The 18,632-nt window shown below is 61.9% G+C and carries 17 protein-coding genes; 8 read left to right on the forward strand and 9 right to left on the reverse strand.

Going from position 1 to position 18,632, the window contains the following annotated elements; genetic code table 11:
• The first annotated feature begins 16 nt into the window (after window positions 1–16).
• The 3 genes from PG897_RS01735 to PG897_RS01745 all read left to right on the forward strand — a co-directional run bounded on the left by PG897_RS01735 (window position 17) and on the right by PG897_RS01745 (window position 2,584).
• The gene (locus PG897_RS01735) at window positions 17–796 is read left to right on the forward strand and encodes a TatD family hydrolase (RefSeq protein ID WP_139430864.1); all 780 of its coding nucleotides are present in this window, start codon (window positions 17–19) and stop codon (window positions 794–796) included.
• Window positions 797–1,104: 308 nt separating this feature from the next.
• Window positions 1,105–2,133 (forward strand): site-specific integrase, encoded by a 1,029-nt coding sequence (locus tag PG897_RS01740; RefSeq protein WP_024941785.1) that lies wholly within the window; start codon window positions 1,105–1,107, stop codon window positions 2,131–2,133.
• Window positions 2,134–2,314: 181 nt separating this feature from the next.
• Window positions 2,315–2,584: a RepB family protein gene (locus PG897_RS01745; RefSeq protein ID WP_024941786.1), complete on the forward strand. Its 270-nt coding sequence runs from the start codon at window positions 2,315–2,317 to the stop codon at window positions 2,582–2,584.
• Between the two features lie 214 nt (window positions 2,585–2,798).
• On the opposite strand, the gene rsmF is transcribed toward PG897_RS01745, so the two are convergent.
• The 4 genes from rsmF to PG897_RS01765 form a co-directional block, all read right to left on the reverse strand.
• Window positions 2,799–4,226 (reverse strand): 16S rRNA (cytosine(1407)-C(5))-methyltransferase RsmF, encoded by a 1,428-nt coding sequence (gene rsmF, locus PG897_RS01750; RefSeq protein WP_024941787.1) that lies wholly within the window; start codon window positions 4,224–4,226, stop codon window positions 2,799–2,801.
• 130 nt (window positions 4,227–4,356) lie between these two features.
• Complete coding sequence (locus PG897_RS01755) at window positions 4,357–6,909, reverse strand: MlaD family protein (RefSeq protein ID WP_201880563.1); 2,553 nt, start codon at window positions 6,907–6,909, stop codon at window positions 4,357–4,359.
• A 68-nt stretch (window positions 6,910–6,977) separates the two neighbouring features.
• Entirely contained in the window at window positions 6,978–7,586 is a 609-nt protein-coding gene (locus tag PG897_RS01760) for a paraquat-inducible protein A (RefSeq protein ID WP_010633988.1), read from the reverse strand.
• The gene (locus PG897_RS01765; RefSeq protein WP_010633989.1) at window positions 7,564–8,196 is read right to left on the reverse strand and encodes a paraquat-inducible protein A; all 633 of its coding nucleotides are present in this window, start codon (window positions 8,194–8,196) and stop codon (window positions 7,564–7,566) included. The genes PG897_RS01760 and PG897_RS01765 overlap by 23 nt, the downstream gene beginning before the upstream one ends.
• 148 nt (window positions 8,197–8,344) lie before the next feature.
• Here PG897_RS01765 and prpB point away from each other — a divergent pair, with 148 nt between their 5' ends.
• The 3 genes from prpB to PG897_RS01780 all read left to right on the forward strand — a co-directional run bounded on the left by prpB (window position 8,345) and on the right by PG897_RS01780 (window position 11,946).
• Window positions 8,345–9,232 carry a methylisocitrate lyase gene (gene prpB / locus PG897_RS01770; protein ID WP_201880558.1) on the forward strand — a complete coding sequence of 296 codons (888 nt, stop codon included), beginning with the start codon at window positions 8,345–8,347 and terminating at the stop codon, window positions 9,230–9,232.
• Window positions 9,233–9,243: 11 nt separating this feature from the next.
• Window positions 9,244–10,371, forward strand: coding sequence for a bifunctional 2-methylcitrate synthase/citrate synthase (gene prpC / locus PG897_RS01775; protein WP_201880555.1), 1,128 nt, complete (start codon window positions 9,244–9,246; stop codon window positions 10,369–10,371).
• A 129-nt stretch (window positions 10,372–10,500) separates the two neighbouring features.
• Window positions 10,501–11,946 carry a bifunctional 2-methylcitrate dehydratase/aconitate hydratase gene (locus PG897_RS01780; protein WP_201880553.1) on the forward strand — a complete coding sequence of 482 codons (1,446 nt, stop codon included), beginning with the start codon at window positions 10,501–10,503 and terminating at the stop codon, window positions 11,944–11,946.
• A 90-nt stretch (window positions 11,947–12,036) separates the two neighbouring features.
• Here the strand turns inward: PG897_RS01780 and PG897_RS01785 are convergent, their stop codons facing one another.
• Window positions 12,037–12,780, reverse strand: a complete 744-nt coding sequence (locus PG897_RS01785; RefSeq protein ID WP_094698452.1) for an FFLEELY motif protein — start codon at window positions 12,778–12,780, stop codon at window positions 12,037–12,039.
• 211 nt (window positions 12,781–12,991) lie between these two features.
• Here PG897_RS01785 and PG897_RS01790 point away from each other — a divergent pair, with 211 nt between their 5' ends.
• A complete protein-coding gene (locus PG897_RS01790; protein ID WP_201880543.1) occupies window positions 12,992–13,369 on the forward strand; it encodes a polyhydroxyalkanoic acid system family protein in 378 nt (125 codons plus the stop codon).
• Window positions 13,370–13,661: 292 nt separating this feature from the next.
• Window positions 13,662–15,083, forward strand: coding sequence for a wax ester/triacylglycerol synthase family O-acyltransferase (locus tag PG897_RS01795; protein ID WP_201880540.1), 1,422 nt, complete (start codon window positions 13,662–13,664; stop codon window positions 15,081–15,083).
• Window positions 15,084–15,149: 66 nt separating this feature from the next.
• Here the strand turns inward: PG897_RS01795 and PG897_RS01800 are convergent, their stop codons facing one another.
• The 4 genes from PG897_RS01800 to PG897_RS01815 all read right to left on the reverse strand — a co-directional run bounded on the left by PG897_RS01800 (window position 15,150) and on the right by PG897_RS01815 (window position 18,494).
• Window positions 15,150–15,947 carry a hypothetical protein gene (locus PG897_RS01800; protein ID WP_005300853.1) on the reverse strand — a complete coding sequence of 266 codons (798 nt, stop codon included), beginning with the start codon at window positions 15,945–15,947 and terminating at the stop codon, window positions 15,150–15,152.
• Between the two features lie 43 nt (window positions 15,948–15,990).
• Complete coding sequence (locus tag PG897_RS01805) at window positions 15,991–16,641, reverse strand: TetR/AcrR family transcriptional regulator (protein ID WP_201880538.1); 651 nt, start codon at window positions 16,639–16,641, stop codon at window positions 15,991–15,993.
• 1 nt (window position 16,642) lies between these two features.
• On the reverse strand, window positions 16,643–17,827 hold the full coding sequence (locus PG897_RS01810) for a patatin-like phospholipase family protein (RefSeq protein WP_005300847.1): 1,185 nt from the start codon (window positions 17,825–17,827) through the stop codon (window positions 16,643–16,645).
• An 82-nt stretch (window positions 17,828–17,909) separates the two neighbouring features.
• Entirely contained in the window at window positions 17,910–18,494 is a 585-nt protein-coding gene (locus PG897_RS01815) for a phasin family protein (RefSeq protein ID WP_201880535.1), read from the reverse strand.
• Window positions 18,495–18,632: the final 138 nt, after the last annotated feature.

Raw genomic sequence — 18,632 nt, forward strand, 5'->3', positions numbered from 1 at the left:
TCCCAAAAGGTTTTGTATGTTACTCGTTGATTCCCATTGCCACCTCGATCGTCTGAGTTATGGCAGCAAGCAGACCGACATGGCCGATGTGCTGGCCAAGGCGGCCAGGCAGGACGTGGGATATTTTCTCTGTGTGAGCGTGACCCAGGCACAGTTCCCGACCATGCTGGAGGCGATAGCCCCTTACCCTCAGGTGTTTGCCTCCTGCGGCGTGCATCCCCTCAACCAGGAGCCTGGCGTCGATGCCGATTTGTTGTTGGCCCAGGCGGCGGATGAAAGGGTGGTAGCCATCGGCGAGACCGGGCTCGACTACTTCTATTCGCCGGAGAACAAGGAGGTACAGCAGGCTTCCTTCCGGGAGCATATCCGGGTGGCCCGCGCCCTGAACAAGCCCCTCATCATCCATACCCGCGATGCCCAGCAGGATACCCTGCAGATCATGCGTGAAGAGGGGGCAGATCAGGTAGGTGGGGTGCTGCACTGCTTCACCGAGTCACTCGAAATGGCAGAGGCGGCCATGGCGATGGGGTTTTATATCTCCATCTCCGGCATCGCCACTTTCAAGAATGCGGCTGCTCTGCAGGTGGTGGTCAAGGCGTTGCCACTGGAACGACTGCTGGTTGAAACCGACTCTCCCTATCTGGCGCCGGTTCCGCACCGGGGTAGGGAGAACGAGCCGGCCTTTGTTCGCGACGTGGCCCAGTTCATCGCGGATCTGCGGCAAATGCCGCTAGCCGAATTGGCGCAAGCGACCAGTGACAACTTCTTTGAATTGTTCAAGTTGGCAAAGCGATAACAAACAACGCCCCGCTATGCGGGGCGTTTTACTATGTTTTACTATGACAATCAGCACTATCATGGCCCATTCAAAAACGATCATAGTTGTTCGTTATCTCTCACCTCGTGTAGTGGATGCTGATGAGGCAAAGCCCTCAACCCTGATAAAACGAAGCAAGAAGAACAGTGTGCTGAGGAATAAATGAGGAGGGTGAAATGGGTTAAAAGCACTCTTCATAAGTATCGATAATATTCATTATCGATACTTGATAGATCTGCAAGATCCTGTAAGATCCAACGAAACTCCGCATTAAATCATAGAGTTAAGTGAACTACCCACGCATTTCAAACCCAGTTCAGCAGCCCTTGCAGAGCGTCTTCGATCCTCAGCTGAACAGCCGGGCCAGACGCTTCCTGCGCAGCGCCAAAGCCGACTCCACCCTCAATGCCTACCAGGCCGATACCCGTATCTTCGTGTTCTGGTGTCAGCTGCATGGGCTCGATCCGCTGCAGACTACCCATCATGACATCATGAACTTTCTGGCGGATCAGGCCGACGGCATCCTGGCCGATTGGGTCTGGCTGGACAAGGAAGAGGGGAAGGGGGAGCTGCGAAACGGCGATCCCCGCAAGCCAGCCACCCTGGTAAGACGGCTCGCCGGCATCCGTTATGCCTTCAAGCAGAAGGGGATCCACCCCATGCCGACCGAGCATGCGGAAATAAAGGAGATGATGCGGGGCATAGTGCGGCTCGGTGACAACCGCAAACGTAAAACGGGGGCGCTGACCCTGAAACCGCTGGCATGCGTGCTCGACGAAATCGACACCAGCAATCTGGCGGGACTGCGGGATTACACCCTGTTGTTGCTGATGTTCAGCGGTGCCTTGCGCCGCTCGGAGGCCGCAAGGATTGAGGTGGATGACCTCGACTTTGTGGGGCAGGGGATCCGCCTTCGGCTCAAGCCCAGCAAGCATCAGCTACATGAAACGGAGATCGCCCTGGTGCCCGGCAAACAATATTGCCCGGTGTCGGCACTGGCGCGCTGGCTCAAACAGAGCCGGATCCATGAGGGGGCCCTGTTTCGCCGCATGAATCGCTGGGGCCAGCTCATGCAGGAGCCGCTCGGCCCGCAAGGCATCAACCTGATGATCAAGCGGCGCACCGGTCAGGCCATCGACGATCTCCAGGTCAGCGGCCACAGTCTGCGCCGCGGCTTCATCACCTCGGCGGTCACTGCCGGCAAACCGATGAACAAGATCATCGAGGTCACCCGCCACAAGGACATCCGTACCTTGCAGGAGTATTTCGACGATGCTCACAAGTTCTCGGATCACGCCCTGGATGGCCTGCTGTAATATAACCGCGTCACTCACTTTTTTATGTTAAATGATATCTTGTTGATCCAATGATATATTTGCAGCGCACTGGACCTCACCCCATCAAGAAGGGGAGAGTCAGGCTCTTCGGTGTTGGTCAGCGAATATTGAAGACTTGGTGAGAGATAACGGGCTGTAAAAATCAAAGTTGCAAGGTGATATGAGCCAGGAAATAGAAGTGAGCGGGGCGCAAGACAACGCCGAGCGGCAGCGCCAGCACGTGAAACGCAAACAGGAAACTCACAGCCGGTTGCAATGCTGGATCAGCAATCGCCATGCCGAGCGGTTGGCCATGTTGGGGCAGTTGCTCGAAGATAGCCAGGCATCCCTCATCGAACAGGCCATCGATCTGCTCTATCAGCATGAGCAGAAACAGAAACAGGACAGGGCGCAGATCGATGCACAAGCACCGGCGGAGATGCTCGAGTAAACGCGCCGGCAATTGAGGCAAAGATCGAGAAACCGGGACATAAAAAAAGCCAGGTACGAATTCCTTGTACCTGGCATAGGGGAATTGGCTCCTTGCAGAGCCGTGCGCTAACTGGTGTTCGGATTGCCTTTAAGCTTAGACAAGGCTCAAGGCTTTTCAAGACCCGCGCAAAGGTTCAACCGGAGTGTGGGTTTTCCTGCTCCGGTACAACTTGTTACACGAACAGATTGTTGTCACGCACCAGCTCGCGGGGCAGGGCATTCTTGACCCGGCTGCCCACCCATTTCCCCATGCCCAGGGTATGACCCTGATAGCGGACGATCACCTCGCCAGTGCCGGCGGCTTGCTCCGGCCACACGTCCCGCCCCATCATGAACTCCCGCGCATTCGCTATATCGAGCTCGACGAATCCCTTGCTCGCACCGTCACCATAGGCCAGCGCCCACTCATGGGTCAGCCGATACCCTTTCTTGAAAGTCTCCGCCAGTTTCAGTCCGATGCGATCGAAACGCAGCTTGCCCTGTACCTGTTCGAACAGCTGGGGGAAGAGCCAGATCTCCTCGCTGCGGCCAAACAGATTTCCCTGCTGCGCCACCCCGAAGGCTGCTTCAATCTCGCGCAGCATGGGTTCGGACTCCTTGGCCGGCAGCGGCGAGAAGGGAAATTTGCCGAGCTTGCCCGGTTTGAACATGGTGTTGGGCACTGAGTGGTGCTTGCGCAATCTGGCGACGAAAAAGCCTTCACTGTCGAAGATCTGGGGCCAAACGTGCAGATATCCTTCCGGTGTACAGGCTTTCTCCGCAGCGGGGAAGAGATCGGCCAGCGAGTCAAAGCTGAAGGCATCGCCGAACTTGTCTTGCAGTGACTGACAGACGGCCTGGTTTTCCTGCAGGCTCAAGGTACAGGTGGAGTAGACCAGTACGCCCCCCGGTTTGAGAGCATGGAAGGCGCTCTCCAGCAACCCTTGCTGCACGGCGGCGATTTCGTCGATGCTCTCGATGCTCCAGTTGCGCAGGGCGTCTTCGTCCTTGCGCACCGTACCCTCACCGGAGCAGGGTGCGTCGAGCAGGATGGCATCGAAGGTTTCCGGCAACCACTGGCCGAAGACCTTGGCATCGAAATGGGTCATGCCCACGTTGGTCACGCCGCAGCGCTGCAGATTGGCGCTGAGCACCTTGAGCCGGCTGCTGGAATACTCGTTGGCAACCAGCATCCCCTGGTTGTCCATCAGGGCCGCAATCTGAGTGGTTTTGGAGCCGGGGGCCGCCGCCGCGTCCAGCAACATGCCATCACGCCGGGTCTGCTCACAGGCAAACAGGGCGGTGACCGGCAGCATGGAGCTCGCCTCCTGAATGTAGAAGAGGCCGCTCAAGTGCTCGGCGGTGTTGCCAAGGGGCACGCTCTCGTCTTCGCGACTGAGCCAGAAGCCGGTGTCGCACCAGGGCACGGGATCGAGCTGCCAACCGAGCGGTTGCATCCGCGCCACAAACGCCGCCACCGATATCTTCAGGGTGTTGACCCGGATACTGCGCCGCAGCGGTCGTCGACAACTGGCCACGAACTCATCCATGGAGAGGTGCGCCGGCATGATGGCTGCGATATGGCGCAAGAAGTGATCGGGAAGATAGGTGTTGTCGTGCACGGAGCCGTCTCGTTGACCGAAAATGAGGGGCGACATCTTATCACAAGGGCAGGAATATTCTGAAAGCGCAGCGGCTAAAAACAAGCCCGGCACAGTGCCGGGCTTGGGTGAGCGTGAGTGAGGGGAGAGATCAGGGCTGGATGCGGGGGCTCCACTCCTGCCACTCTTTCTCGGCCTTGGCATGCAGCGGGTAGCTGTGGCCGGCCTTGACGGTCGGCCCCATCTCTTTCTCCGGAGTGTTGAAGGCGATGCCGCCGGCGAGCAGGCTCTGCACCGTCTCCACCTCGATGGTACCACCGGTCAGGCCGATATCCGCCTTGACTCCGGAGACATTCCAGAAGCGGGTGTTGACCCGCACCAGATGGGCGTACTCCTGCTCCACGTTGACGTCGATCAGCACCTCGCTGCCATCGCGGGCCAGCGCCACCTTGGTCACGCTGCCCACCACCATCTTGCGAAACAGCAATGGACTGCCGACGCTCAAACCGTTGACCGACGCGCTCTTGAGGGTGAGCGCCAGGCCGGCCGGGCCACTCTGGCTAAGGGGGAAGCGCTCCTTGCCAGCTCCTTGGCCGGGCTGCGCCTCCACAAAGGCACCCTTGATCAGGGTATCGAGGTGGGCCACGCCACCCAGCCCCAGCTTGGCCTGAACCAGGGTGAAGCGGGCACCGGACTGCAGGAAGCGCGCGGCATACTGGCCATCCAGCTCGGCCTTGAAGATCACCTGGCCCAGGGCCGGCTCCAGCTCAATCTGTTCAATCTTGCCGATGTCGACCCCGCGGTAGCGGATCGGGCTGCCGACCCCGAGCCCCGGGTTGCTGTCAGCCACCAGGGAGAGGGTCCGTACCTTGGCCTTGGCCTGCTCCTTGCTGTCAAACAGCTGATGACTGCTGCGGCCTGTGCCGAGCCGATCGAACTCGATGGCGCCACGCAGCAGGGTGGCGAGGTTCCCCACCTTGACCTGCACGCCATCCACCCGCACCCGGGTATCCAGCGCCGGCTTTTTCCAGAATTGCGGCTGCTGCTCCAGCAGGGGGGCATAGACACCGGCGATCTCGAGTTCGATCTCCACCCCCTCCCTGGCGGCGCGCAGCGCGTTGACCTTACCGGCCTCGAGCCCCAGATAGAGCACCGGGGAGCCGATACCGATGCCATCGGCTTGTTCAGCCTTCAACATCCAGCGACGGGGCTTGGCATCCCGGGTACCGAGCAGGGCCAGCTCCTGGCTGGGATAGAGCCGGTTGACCCGCTCGCCAGAGGGAGCCTGCACCAGCTTGATGCCGCCGCCAATCCAGGCGCTGGCCGGGCTGGTTTCCACCTTGATACCGCTCAAGTCGGCATCGATCTGCAGCGGCGCCGCCCGATAGAAACGGGCCCGGTTGAGCAGATGCTGATACTGGCTCTGCACGACCAGAGCCACACTGGCGTTGCCACCGCCATCCAGGGTGAGCTGGCTGATCTGGCCCACCTGCAAGCCCTTGTACCAGAGCGGCGCCCCTTCGTTGAGGCCGGCCAGATCGTCGGCCTGCAGCACCAGCTTGATGCCGCCCGGTTGCTCCTTGCTGCTCAGGGTCATGGCCTTGACCCGCTCGCCCGCCACATAGTCGAGGCGAATGGCCGGGCCCGCCAGCAGGCGATCCGCATGCTTGATGCCGCCGGCGCCGAGGGAGACGCTCTCCCACACCAAGCGGCTGTTGCCGGTGATCCGAAACGCCTGCTCCGGGTTGATCAGCGCGCTCACCACCCGGCCCTTGTCGGTCAGGCGAATGGGGTCGATGCGGCCGATCTCGATGCCTTCAAACAGGATGGGCATCCCCTCCTTGATGGGCAGATCCCCCGCCTGGATGTCAATTCGCTCGCCGCGGGCCGCCTCGGCCAACCCTTTGTAGAGGGTGAAGACCTGGCCTTTCTCCGGCTCCGGGGAGTCCTTGGGAGAGTCGAAGGCGATGCCGCCGCTCAGGATGGAGGTGAGGCTGCCGGCCTCCACATTGACCCCGGCCAGGCTGAAGGAGCCCTTGATGCCGCTGATGTTCCAGAAGCGGGTGTCGGCCTTGATGAGGTGTTCAAAACGCGGCTCGATTACCAGATCCAGGATCACGTTCTGGTTCTCTTCGCCAAGGCGGGTGTTGATGACGCTGCCCACCTCGATGCCGCGAAAATAGAGCTTGGCGCCGATGCCGACCGAGCCGAGCGAATCGGCGGTCAGGTGCAGCATCCGCCCCTGGGCCTGATAACCGGGGGGAGGGCCGTCCAGCGCGTCGAACTCCTCCTGCAGCGGGTTGTTGTCCCGCCCGGGCTGCAGGTTGATGTAGTTGCCGGAGACCAGGGTATCGAGGCCGGAAATCTCGGTGAGCGACGCCTTGGGGCTCACCAGCCAGAAGTCCGAGCCTTTGCGGATGAGCGGGCGAGCCCGGCTGTCAATCTTGGCCAGCACCGCTATCTTGCGGCCATCCTCGGCCAGCGCCAGCTCCTGTACCACCCCGATGGCGACCCCCTGGTAACGCACCTGGGTCTTGCCCGGCAAGATGCCGTTGCCCTGGGCGAAGTTGATGCGAATAAGCTGGCCACTGCTGACAAACTGCTGGTAGATGAAGCCCCCCGCCAGCAACAGGGCGATAAAGGGCAGCAACCAGACGGGTGACAACCAGCGACGCTTCTCAATGACGGGTTCAGCCCCGATCATACCGACTCCTTAATTGGCTGAGATAAACAGCATTCAGATAGAAGAAAACAGGTTAACACTGCCGCGCCCTAACGGGCCGCCTTGTCCCACAGCAGGCGCGTGTCCAGCATGCGGGCCGACATCATGGTCAACACCACCACACCGGCAAAGGCAGTGGCGCCGGGGCCGGCTCGCACGTTGAGCAGCACCCCGCGATCCACCAGGGCCACCATCAGCGAGATGACGAACAAGTCCAGCATGGACCAGCGCCCGATGAAGTCGATGATGCGATACATGATGAGCTGGCGTTTGCGCCGCACCGGCTTGCTGCGCTGCAACTGCCAGCAGATCCAGCCCAGCCCCAAAATCTTGCCCACCGGCACTATGATGCTGGCGGTGAGGACTATGGTGGCAATCCCCGACATCTTGCTGCGATAGAGCATCATGATACCGCTGAAGATGGTGTCGGACTGCAACAATCCCTTGTTGTAGAAATGAGTGATGGGCAGAAGGTTGGCGGGCAGCAGCATGAAGCTGGCCAGCGCCAGCAAACCCCAGGACCAGGCCAGGGAGTGGGGAATGCGCACTTGCAGCCGGCTGTGGCAGCGGGGGCAGACGCTGCCCGCCTGATAGCGCACCAGCAGGCCACAGGTGTGGCAGCGGCAGAGCCCCAGTTCACGGGCGCTGGTCTGGGACATGGTCCGGCTCCTCCAGCGGTACCCGCTCCCAATAGGGGGCGGGGTCAAACAGGATCAGCAACGTCAGGTTGAGCAGCATCAGGATCCCAAGGCTGAGCAGGCCGCCGCCGAGGCGCACGTCGGCGATGTCGACCAGCTTGAACAGGGCGACCAGCAGGCTGACGATGTAGACCTCCAGCATGGCCCAGTGGCGAAACACCTCCACCGCCTGCAGGGTCGGCGCCAGTATGTGCCAGCGTTTGGCGAGGCCCGAGGCCAGCGCAAAGATCCCGAGCAGCAAGCCCACCGGCGCCAGCACGGCGCACCAGAACACCAGCCCCGCCACCCAGATCTCGTGTTCGAGCAGCAGCACCAGGATCCCCTTGAGCAGGTTGGCGTCCGAGTTAACGCCAGCCAGGCGCAGGTAGATCAGCGGTTCGAAGAAGGCGGACGGGAGCAACAGGAAACCGGTGATGGTCAGCGCCATCAGCTGGGAGGGGCGAAATGCGTAGCGCCCGTACAGATGCTGATGACAGCGGGGGCAGTGGGCGTGGCGCCCAAGCGGCAATAACTTGCGTTCGATCAGCAAGTCGCAAGCCGGGCAGACGATCACGGGATTAGGATCCGACATTACGATTCAACCTGTTGAAGGAATTGGTGAAATTTACCCTAAAAGCCGCGTCCTGTCTTGCCTGGCAGGGGGCTGCCACGAAAGTATGATTGACGTTAACGTAAACGTGATATTAGATAGTCAGACCAGACAAGTGAAAGGAGTCATGATGTCCAGCCTTACCCCCTCGGCAGGTCTGCGCTTTCGCACCGCCCTCGCCAATGAACGCCCCCTGCAGATCGTCGGCACCATCAATGCCTACATGGCGCTGATGGCGGAGCGCAGCGGTTTTCAGGCCATTTACCTCTCGGGCGCCGGCGTGGCCAACGCCTCCTATGGCCTGCCGGATCTTGGCATGACCAGCCTGAACGACGTCTTGACCGACGCCGAACGCATCACGGCGGCGACCCGTGTGCCGCTTTTGGTCGACATCGACACCGGCTGGGGCGGGGCTTTCAACATAGCCCGCACCGTACGCGCCTTCGAACGTGCCGGAGTAGCTGCCGTGCACATGGAAGATCAGGTGGCCCAGAAGCGCTGTGGCCACCGACCCAACAAGGCGGTGGTCTCGCAGGAGGAGATGTGTGATCGCATCAAGGCGGCGGTGGATGCCCGCGAGAACGACGAGTTCGTCATCATGGCCCGCACCGACGCGCTGGCGGTGGAGGGGATTGGCCCGGCGCTGGAGCGCGCCGCCGCCTACGTGGCCGCCGGGGCCGACATGATCTTCGCCGAGGCGGTGACCGAGCTCGGCCAGTATGACCTGTTCAAGCAGGCGGCCGGGGTGCCCATTCTCGCCAACATGACCGAATTTGGCAAAACCGAGCTGTTCGACAAGGAGGCGCTCGCCGCCCACGGCGTCGACATGGTGCTCTATCCGTTGAGTGCCAGCCGGGCGGCCAACCAGGCAGCCCTCAACGTCTATCAGCACCTTCGCCAGGATGGCCATCAGCGGGCCGTCGTCGACACCATGCAGACCCGGGAGTCGCTCTACGACTTCCTCGGTTATCACCACTACGAGCAGACGCTGGACCGTCTGTTTACACCCAAGGACTAGGAGGAAAGGCAATGGGACAGCAAAAACCGTTGGGTGGCGCCGGCCTGCGTGGCCAGAGCGCGGGGGAGACCAGCATTTGCACCGTGGGCAAGAGCGGCACCGGGCTCACCTATCGCGGCTATGACATCCAGGAGCTGGCCGACGGCGCCCAGTTCGAAGAGGTCGCCTACCTGCTGCTCAAGGGCGAGCTGCCGGACGAGCAGCAGCTCGAGGATTACAAGCGGACGCTGCTCCGCCTGCGCACCCTGCCTGCCGCCTTGCTGGAGGTGCTCGAGCGCATTCCAGCCGACGCCCATCCCATGGATGTGCTGCGCACCGGCTGCTCCATGCTCGGCGATCTGGAGCCGGAGGATGGCTTCGAGCACGAGCATGAAGTGGCGGATCGGCTACTGGCCGCCTTCCCGGGCATTCTCCTTTACTGGTACAAGTTCAGCCACGACGGGGTGCGCATCGCCCTCGACACCGACGAAGAGTGCATCGGCGGCCACTTCCTGGCGCTGCTGCACCAGAAGACGCCGAGCGAGCTGGAGCGCCGGGTGATGCACGTCTCCCTCATTCTCTACGCCGAGCATGAGTTCAACGCCTCCACCTTTGCGGCCCGGGTCTGCGCCTCGACGCTCTCTGACATGTTCTCCTGCGTCACCGCGGCCATCGGCACCCTGCGCGGCCCGCTGCACGGCGGCGCCAACGAAGCGGCCATGGCGATGATCGAACCCTGGCAGGATGAGGCCCAGGCGCGGCGCGAGCTGCAGGCCAAGCTGGCAGCCAAGGAGAAGATCATGGGCTTTGGCCACGCCGTCTATCGCACCTCGGATCCGCGCAACGTCATCATCAAGGGGTGGTCGGCCAAGCTGGCCGAGGCGGTGGGCGATGACCGGCTCTATCGCGTCTCCTGCGAGGCGGAGAAGGTGATGTGGGAGGAGAAAGAGCTCTTCCCCAACGCCGACTTCTTCCACGCCAGCGCCTATCACTACATGGGGATCCCGACCAAGCTGTTCACCCCCATCTTCGTCTGCTCGCGGGTCACCGGCTGGTGCGCCCACGTGATGGAGCAGCGCGAACACAACCGGATCATCCGCCCGAGCGCCGATTACGTCGGCCCGGCGCCCCGGCATTTCGTCTCGCTGCAGCAGCGATAACCATGAGCAGCCCTGTCACCCCATTGCGTCACCCGACACCGGCCACAGCGGGGTCGATGCGCGCAGGCGGGCGGGCAGGGCGCCGTTTCATCACCCTGTTTCATTCACTACAACGATAAGGAAGTCACGATGTCCGCCAACGTCGACGTCAACCACAGACCAGACCCCGATCAGGTGCTGGTCGATATTGCCGATTACGTCTGCAATCACCCCATTACCAGCCAGGCCGCCCTCGATACCGCCCGTTACTGCCTGATGGATACCCTGGGCTGTGGCCTCTTGGCCCTGCGTTTTCCCGAGTGCACCAAGCATCTTGGCCCCATCGTGCCCGGTACCCTGGTACCCCACGGTGCCCGGGTGCCCGGTACCCAGCTCTGCCTCGACCCGGTCAAGGCCGCCTGGGATATCGGCGCCATCATCCGCTGGCTCGATTACAACGACACCTGGCTGGCCGCCGAGTGGGGCCACCCTTCCGACAACCTGGGGGGGATCCTGGCTACCGCCGACTGGCTCTCCCGTACCCGGGTGGCAGAAGGCAAGGCGCCGCTCACCATGAGCGATGTGTTGACGGCCATGGTGAAGGCCCATGAGATCCAGGGGGTACTGGCACTGGAGAACTCCTTCAACCGGGTCGGTCTCGATCACGTGGTGCTGGTGAAGGTTGCCAGTACCGCCGTGGTGACCCACATGCTGGGCGGTAGCCGCGATCAGGTGATCGATGCGGTCTCCCAGGCCTGGGTCGATGGCCAGAGCCTGCGTACCTACCGTCATGCCCCCAATGCCGGTTCGCGCAAGAGCTGGGCGGCGGGGGATGCCACCTCCCGGGCGGTGCGCCTCGCCCTTATCACCATGAGCGGCGAGATGGGCTATCCCGGCGCTCTGACGGCCCCCAAGTGGGGCTTCTACGACGTGCTGTTCAAGGGCAACCAGTTCGCCCTACATCAGGGGTACGGCAGCTATGTGATGGAGAACGTGCTGTTCAAGATCTCCTATCCTGCCGAGTTCCACGCCCAGACCGCGGTGGAGTGCGCCATGAAGCTGCATGAGCAGGTGAAGGGACGCCTCGACGAAATTGACCGCATCGAGCTCACCACCCATGAGTCGGCCATTCGCATCATCAGCAAGGTGGGCGCCCTCAACAATCCGGCGGACCGGGATCACTGCCTGCAGTACATGGTGGCGGTGCCGCTCATCTTCGGACGCCTCATCGCCGAGGATTACGAGGACGCCGTGGCTGCCGATCCCCGCATCGATGGACTGCGCGCCAAGATGGTGGTGCAGGAGGACAAGCGCTACAGCCGCGAGTATCTGGAAGCGGACAAGCGCTCCATTGCCAACGCCATCCAGGTGTTCTTCAAGGACGGCACCCATACCGCCAAGGTGGAGGTGGAGTATCCGGTCGGTCATCGTCGCCGCCGCGAGGAGGGGATCCCGCTGCTGGTAGAGAAGTTCCGCCACAACCTGGCCACCCGCTTCCCGGCCAGACGGGCCGAGGCGATCCTGGCCCTCTGCCAGGATGGCAAGCAGCTGGCCGCCACCCCGGTGCACACCTTCATGGATCTGCTGGTGATCTGACCGCACTCCTGTCCAACAATAAACGAAAAGCGGGCCACTCGGCCCGCTTTGTCATGTTTGACGGCATGTGTGCCTGCATGACTCCCAAGGTCAATCCAGCACTGTGTCATCGCCCGTCAGCAACGCCTGCATGATTGCCGTCTCGCGGCTGGCGATGGTCTCGAGAAACTCGCTGGCCCGCCCCATGTGATGACAGACCCGGTAACCCCGCTCGACAAAGGAGAAGAGCTCACCCAGCCCCGCCAGATGGGCCGGCCCCGATATCAGCTTCAAGGTCGCCCCGAGCAGCGGCTTTCTGGCCAGCCGGTCCAGGGTCATTCCCAGCTCGTTGACCAGTTGCAACTGATGACGGCGGCGCGCTTCTTCACCCACCTCCTGATAGGCGAGGGCATAGGCCTTGGCGTTCAGTCGCGCCATGCTGCCGCTACGACGCAGCGCCACCACCATCAGGTAATCGAGCTCCTCGGAGAGGGCGTCGAGTTCAATGGCCTGCGCCAGCACCTTGAGGCCGGACTCCGGCAACAGCCGCTCGGCGGTCGGCATCACCCGCATCACGTCCGCATCGCGGCGGGCACAATCCCCCGGCCCGTAGAGGTCGGTCAGGAAAAACTGCGCAGCCGGGCCGTAGCGCTTGCTCTCCAGCAGATCGCGGTGAGTGCGCCCCAGCCGATCGGCCTGCCATTGGCGCAATGCGTCCCTGTCTTGCTGATCCTGCGGGTGGGTGCGCATCTGCTCACGCAAGGCGGCCACCTGGTTGAGCTGACGGTAGAGTCGCCCCAGGGTGCTCTCTTCATCTAGGTGGTGGTCATCGGATGGTTGTTTCTCTTGGGTCATCTGCTGCTCTCTTGACCTGTGTTCTCTGGTGTATCCCATGGCCTGTGACGGATAAAACGGGCGGCCGGCGAGGGGCGGGAGTCACTCGTCATGAGCCGCCAGACCAGTGTAACGCGGCGGCAACCCAGGCGGAATCGATGGAGCTTTTACTCGACAGCCTTTGTTAAGTGAGTCCCAAATATGTTGCAAATCACTTTCACTTGTTTGATTCATGTGTTTAATATCAGTAAATGTCGTCACCGCTCAGAGAGTTAGCATGTTTCTATACGATCCCCTTGCCGGCAGCAGCCTGTCGACCATCCAGGTCAGCCGTCAACACCCGCTCGGCCTCGCAGGTGCTCGGCTCGCTGCCGAAGCCATCGCCCAGGACATGAGCGAAGAGTACGAACTCGACTGCGAGTGGGAAGACGAGGAGGAGACCCGCTTGCTGTTTCGCGGCGCCGGGGTCAATGGCTCCCTCTGCCTCACCGAGGATACCCTGTCGCTGGAAGTGCGCCTCGGCCTGATGCTGTTACCGGTACGCAGCGTACTGGAGCAGGAGATCCTCGAATATGTCGATCAGCGTCTGCCTTGTCCCACGCGGCGATAACCAATCCAATAAAGACTGATCCAGCGCAATAAATAATGGTGAAATAGTGCGCTTTATATTCTTTTGGCGAAACAGCCGACCTGGAGATTATTATTCAGGCGGCATATCACAAGTCGTATTTTTAATTTTCACGGGGCAATAAGAGCCTCTGCCTTTGTCATGGATGGCTGGCGTTAATTAATCGCCGTGCAGTTTCACCAACATAAGAAAACATTGTTTGTTGCTTCCGTTCTGGTCGCCGACGTCCAGAACGAAATGTGGCACAAATAATGCGAAATAATAGGGATAATACATGTCTGTGTGTGAACTCATCTCCTGTGTCGATACCGCCTGGCTGCGGATGGACAGGCCCAACAACTTGATGCAGATCGTCGGCGTGCTGATGTTCGACGGTCAGCTGGATGAAACCAGATTGCGCGAGAGCCTGCTGCACACCGTACGGGTACAGCCACGCTTCGCACAGAAAGCCTGCCTGGAAGGGGGGGAGTACTACTGGCGTACCGACCCCGATTTCGATCTCGACCTGCACCTCAAGCGGGTGATCCTGCCGGGCAAGGCCGGCAAGGCAGAGCTGGAGCGGCTGGTGGCCGACTTTGCCTCCACCCCCCTCAACCACCAGCGTCCGCTCTGGGAGATGCACTTGGTAGACACCTCCCTCGGCGGTCAGGCGCTGGTGGTACGCTTTCATCACGCCATGGGGGACGGCTTCTCCCTGGTGCGGGCCATGCTCACCATGATGGACGAGAGCCCGGTTGCCGCTCCCAGACCGCAGCCCGAGCCGGTGGCCAACGACGACGATGAAGAGCACGATCAGCAGGGCAGTCGCCTGCTGCGGGCCGGCCTCAAGCTGACCGGCACCCTCTGGTCCAAATACGTCGAGGTGCTGACCCACCCCACCAAGGCGATGGACTACCTCAAGACCAGCAGGGACGTGACCGCCGAGCTCTACACCATTGCCACCCTCTCCGATGATGCCGATACCCGGCTCAGGGGAGAGACCGGCTGCACCAAGCGGGTAGCCTGGTCAGAACAGATCCCGCTGCCGGACGTGAAGGCGGTGGGGCGGGTGCTCGGCTGCTCGGTCAACGACCTGCTGATCGCCGCCACCGCCGGGGCCTTTCGCCACTATCTGCTGGAGAAGGGCGACGAGGCCGACGTCGACATCCGGGCCCTGGTGCCGGTCAACATGCGCGCTCCGGACGACAAGGGGGCCCTTGGCAACCGCTTCGGGCTGGTGGCCCTGGATCTGCCCCTCAACATCGAACATCCGCTGCAACGCCTCTATGCGGTGCGGGATCGGATGCAGGCGCTCAAATCTTCCCTGCAGCCAGCGGTGGTGCTCAACCTGCTGGAAGTGATGGGCATGGCCCCCAAGGCGGTGCAGCAACAGGCCATCGACATCCTCTCCGCCAAGGCCAGCGCCGTCATCACCAACGTGCCTGGCCCGCAGCAGACCCTCTATCTGGCCGGCGCCAGGTTGCGTCAGCCGCTGTTCTGGGTGCCCCAGGCCGGCGATATCGCAGTCGGCGTCTCCATCCTCTCCTATGACAACAAGGTGCAGGTGGGCCTGATCACCGACAAGAAGCGGGTGCCAGACCCCGACCTCATCGTCGAGCGCTTCGCGGTGGAGTTTGAGCAGTTGCTGCTGCTGGTACTGATGGAGCCGGATCTACTCTACGACCCCGCCATGCTGGATCAACTGCTGCACGGCTGATCCGCCGCGCTTCAAACGCAAGAGGCCAACCCGGGGGTTGGCCTCTTGTTTTATGAGTCTGGCGAATTACTCCTCCTCCAGCTCCTCACGGGCGGCTTCCACGTCGAGCCGCTCCATGGCATCCAGCGCCTCGCACTCGGCAGCCTCGCCATAGAGTGCCTCGGCCGCCGCCATCTTGCTCTTGCCGTGCATCATCACCATGGCGTTGGCGTACTCCATGCGGGCGATGGCGGAGTGGGGGATGATGGCCAGCGCCGCCTTGAAGTGACGCTCGGACTCATCCTTCTTGGCGCCGTAGGTGATGCCGCCGATCATGGCGCCCAGCTTGTCGATGATCTCCGCATGCCAGGCACCGAAGGCGATATGGGCCTCCCCGTGGTCAGGCTCCAGCGCCAGCGCCTGCTCCAAGCTGCTCTTGATCTTGTCACCTATGCCGATGGAGAGTGCCTTGGAGACCGAGATCACCTGGCTGTAGCGACCCAGCGCCAGGGCGTGGAAGTACCAGGCGTTGACGTTGTCTGGCTGACGTTTTTGCAGCTTCTCGGCGTTGCTGGCGGCCAGCTCGAACGCCTCGCGCTTGGCATACTTGTCATCCAGCAGGTAGCTGGCGTGGATCACCAGCGCCTTGTTCGCCACGTTGAGGCCATCCTCGCCGGCGGCCAGCCCCAGGCTGACGGCCCGGGCGAAATCACCGGCGTGATAGGCGCGCCAGGCTTCCTGTACTTGTTCATCTTCGGGCCAGGGCTCGGCATCCCCCTGGTGCAGCCGCTCCCAGTGCTGCTCAAGGCGCTCCCCGGCATAGTCATAGGTGGCTTCCGGCCAGGGGAAGGGGGTGAAATCGAAGTTGGGCTGTGCAGTGGTCATATGATTCTCCCTGTTAAAAACACAATCAAAAAACACGGTTCGGTCAACCCGCCACGGTGGCGGGACGATAATGGCTGGCGATGGCATCGAGCGCGGCGCGGGCATCGGCTCGCAGCCTGGGGGCCACCAGCTCCATCACCTGAAAAACGCCGAGGGCGATGTCGGCATCGGCCCGCGGATGCAGCGCTCGCTGATAAGAGATCCAGAAGGTCCCCACCAGTGCAATGTTGGCGGCCAGCGCCGTCACCTGCGCTTCATCGCCTTCTAGCAGACTGCTGCGCCAGAGGTGGTGACAGATGGCGGCGGCGGTGAGTTCCTTGCGCCGCAGCAGGGCCGAAAAGCGCTGCTCCACCTTGTGGTTGCCGTTCATCAGGGTGCTGATGTCGTAATAGAAAAAGCGGTACTTCCAGATGAGTTCGAACATCAGGTGCAAGAAGAACCAGATGTCCTCTGCCTCGTTCAACGGCGGGGTAATGGTGTCGAGCAGGTGGGCCATCTCCTGTTCGAACTCGCCGAACAGGGCGTTGACTATCTCCTCCTTGTTGTGAAAGTGGTAATAGAGGTTGCCCGGGCTCATCTCCAGCTCGGCCGCGATGGCGGTGGTGGTGACGGTCGGCTCGCCCAGCAGGTTGAACTGGGCGAGGGCGGTGGCCAGGATGCGATCCCTGGTACGCCGCTTGGGTTTGCGATCCATGCTACTCCTTCGGTTGACGCCGGCCCTTGTCGCCATAGCGACGGGTCAGCCAGTGCTGCAACTGGGTCAGTGAGGCATCCAGCGCCGCCACCGCACCGATGCCCGGGGTCAGCAGGGAGCGCTGCTCATCGGCCAGCGCGTCAAGATCCAGCTCCAGCCCGTGTCTGGCGAGGATGGGACCAAGCTCGGCCCGCCGCTGCCACAGATCCCGGCGGGTATGCTGGAAGGCGTGCTCGCACAGATGGCGTCGGTCCCGGTAACTGAACACATTGGTGAAGAACATCTCGCCATCGGCCGGGGAGGGCTCGAACAGCAGGGCATCCGCATCTGGGTACTGGTGTTTGTAGCGATCCATCCCCACGTGCATGCGCGAGTGGATGATGGCGCGAAACGTCTGGGCCAGCACCACAGGCAGACCGCTATCCACCAGCTTGGCGGGGCGCTCGCTGGCCAGGCCAGCATCAAAGGGCACCAGCGGGTTGATGCAGAACACCAGATCGGCCCCCTCCTGCAGCGCCACCGAGGCGTGCAGCGTCTTGATGAGCGCGCCGTCCACGTAGTAGCGGCCATCGATGAGGGAGGGCGGGAACAGGCCAGGCAAGGCGGCGGAGGCCTGCACCGCGGCGGAGATGGGCACCTGGTCGAGCCCCGGACTGCCGAAGGCCACCGCCCGACCGGTGTCGAGCTCGGTGGCGATGACGAACAGCCGGCTGGCCAGCTCGCGAAAATCATTGCTGCGACCGGGGCGCGAAAAGAACTGGGTCAGGATCCGATCCACCCCACGGCTGTCGAACATGCCGGTGGGGATCGCCTTGGACAGCCCCTGCAGTGAGCCGAGCAGGCTCTTGTTCCAGGGGGAGGAGAGGTAGTCGGCCAGACACGCCAGCGCCAGCGGCGGCAGCGAGGTGAGCCGCTCAAAATACTCCCCGAAGGCGGGGCGCAGCAGGGTAGAGGGGTCGAAGAACTCGCCACTGTCGTCGCTCAGCAGGATCCGCACCAGCTTGTCGGGGGAGATGCCGTTGGCCAGCGCCGAGGCGATCACCGCCCCCGAACTCACCCCCACATAGATGTCAGCCTGCTCGAAACGCACTCCCTTGATGCTGTCGGCCAGGGCGGCGCAGGCACCGATCTCGTAGATCCCCCCCAGAGGTCCCCCCCCGGCGAGGGCAACCGCAATCGTGCTCATGATTTGCCTCCCTTATCACGCAAAACCGGCCCAGCAGAGGGCATGGGCCGGTGGATCATCAGTCAGAACAAGCCGGTCGGGATCAGAAGAGGGCGGTTTCACCCTTCTCCTTGATCTCCTTGGCCACGTTCTCTACTTCCGTTGCCAGCTCCTTGACCTCTTCCTTCACCTTGGCGACGGGAGCGGGTGCGGCGGCGGCTTTCTTGACCGGCGGCTTCTTGGCAACAACCGGCTTCTTGGCCGCTGCGGCAGCAGGTTTGACCTCGTCAGCCGGGGCAGTGTCGTCCTGGGCATCGATCAGCTGCTGCACCACTTCGGTCAGTTCAGCCATCCGCTTGGAGAGCTTGTCGATGTCCTTGCGGGTCGGGATGCCGAGGCTGGCGACGGCGCGGGCCACGCGATCCTCGAATACCTGCTCCAGACGGCCCCAGGTACCGGCGGTCTTGTCGGTCATGGCCGCAATTTTCTCATCGGCGCTCTGACGGGTACGGGTTTGCAGGGCTTCCCCTTCCTGAACCAGGGCTTCAAAGATCTTGCCGCCTTCCTCTTGCGCCTTGGCATAGGCACCCAGGCCAGCCAGCCAGATCTGCTGGGTGGACTCTTTGATGGTGGAAGTGAGATGGTTGTCGGTCACCGAACTTGCCAGTGCTTTCAATTTTTTGGCCATGACAGTCTCCTTACTCGTGATATAGATGATGGTAATGACAACAACCTTGGTATATTCGTTGTGGCATTACTTAACTTTCATCCTCAGTCTAGGGAGAAAAAATAGAGGGTTCTACCTAATAACGGAACAGGCAACCCT

Origin of the sequence: Aeromonas sp. QDB20, from assembly GCF_027707805.1 — a bacterium.
Taxonomy (GTDB): Bacteria; Pseudomonadota; Gammaproteobacteria; order Enterobacterales; family Aeromonadaceae; genus Aeromonas; species Aeromonas dhakensis.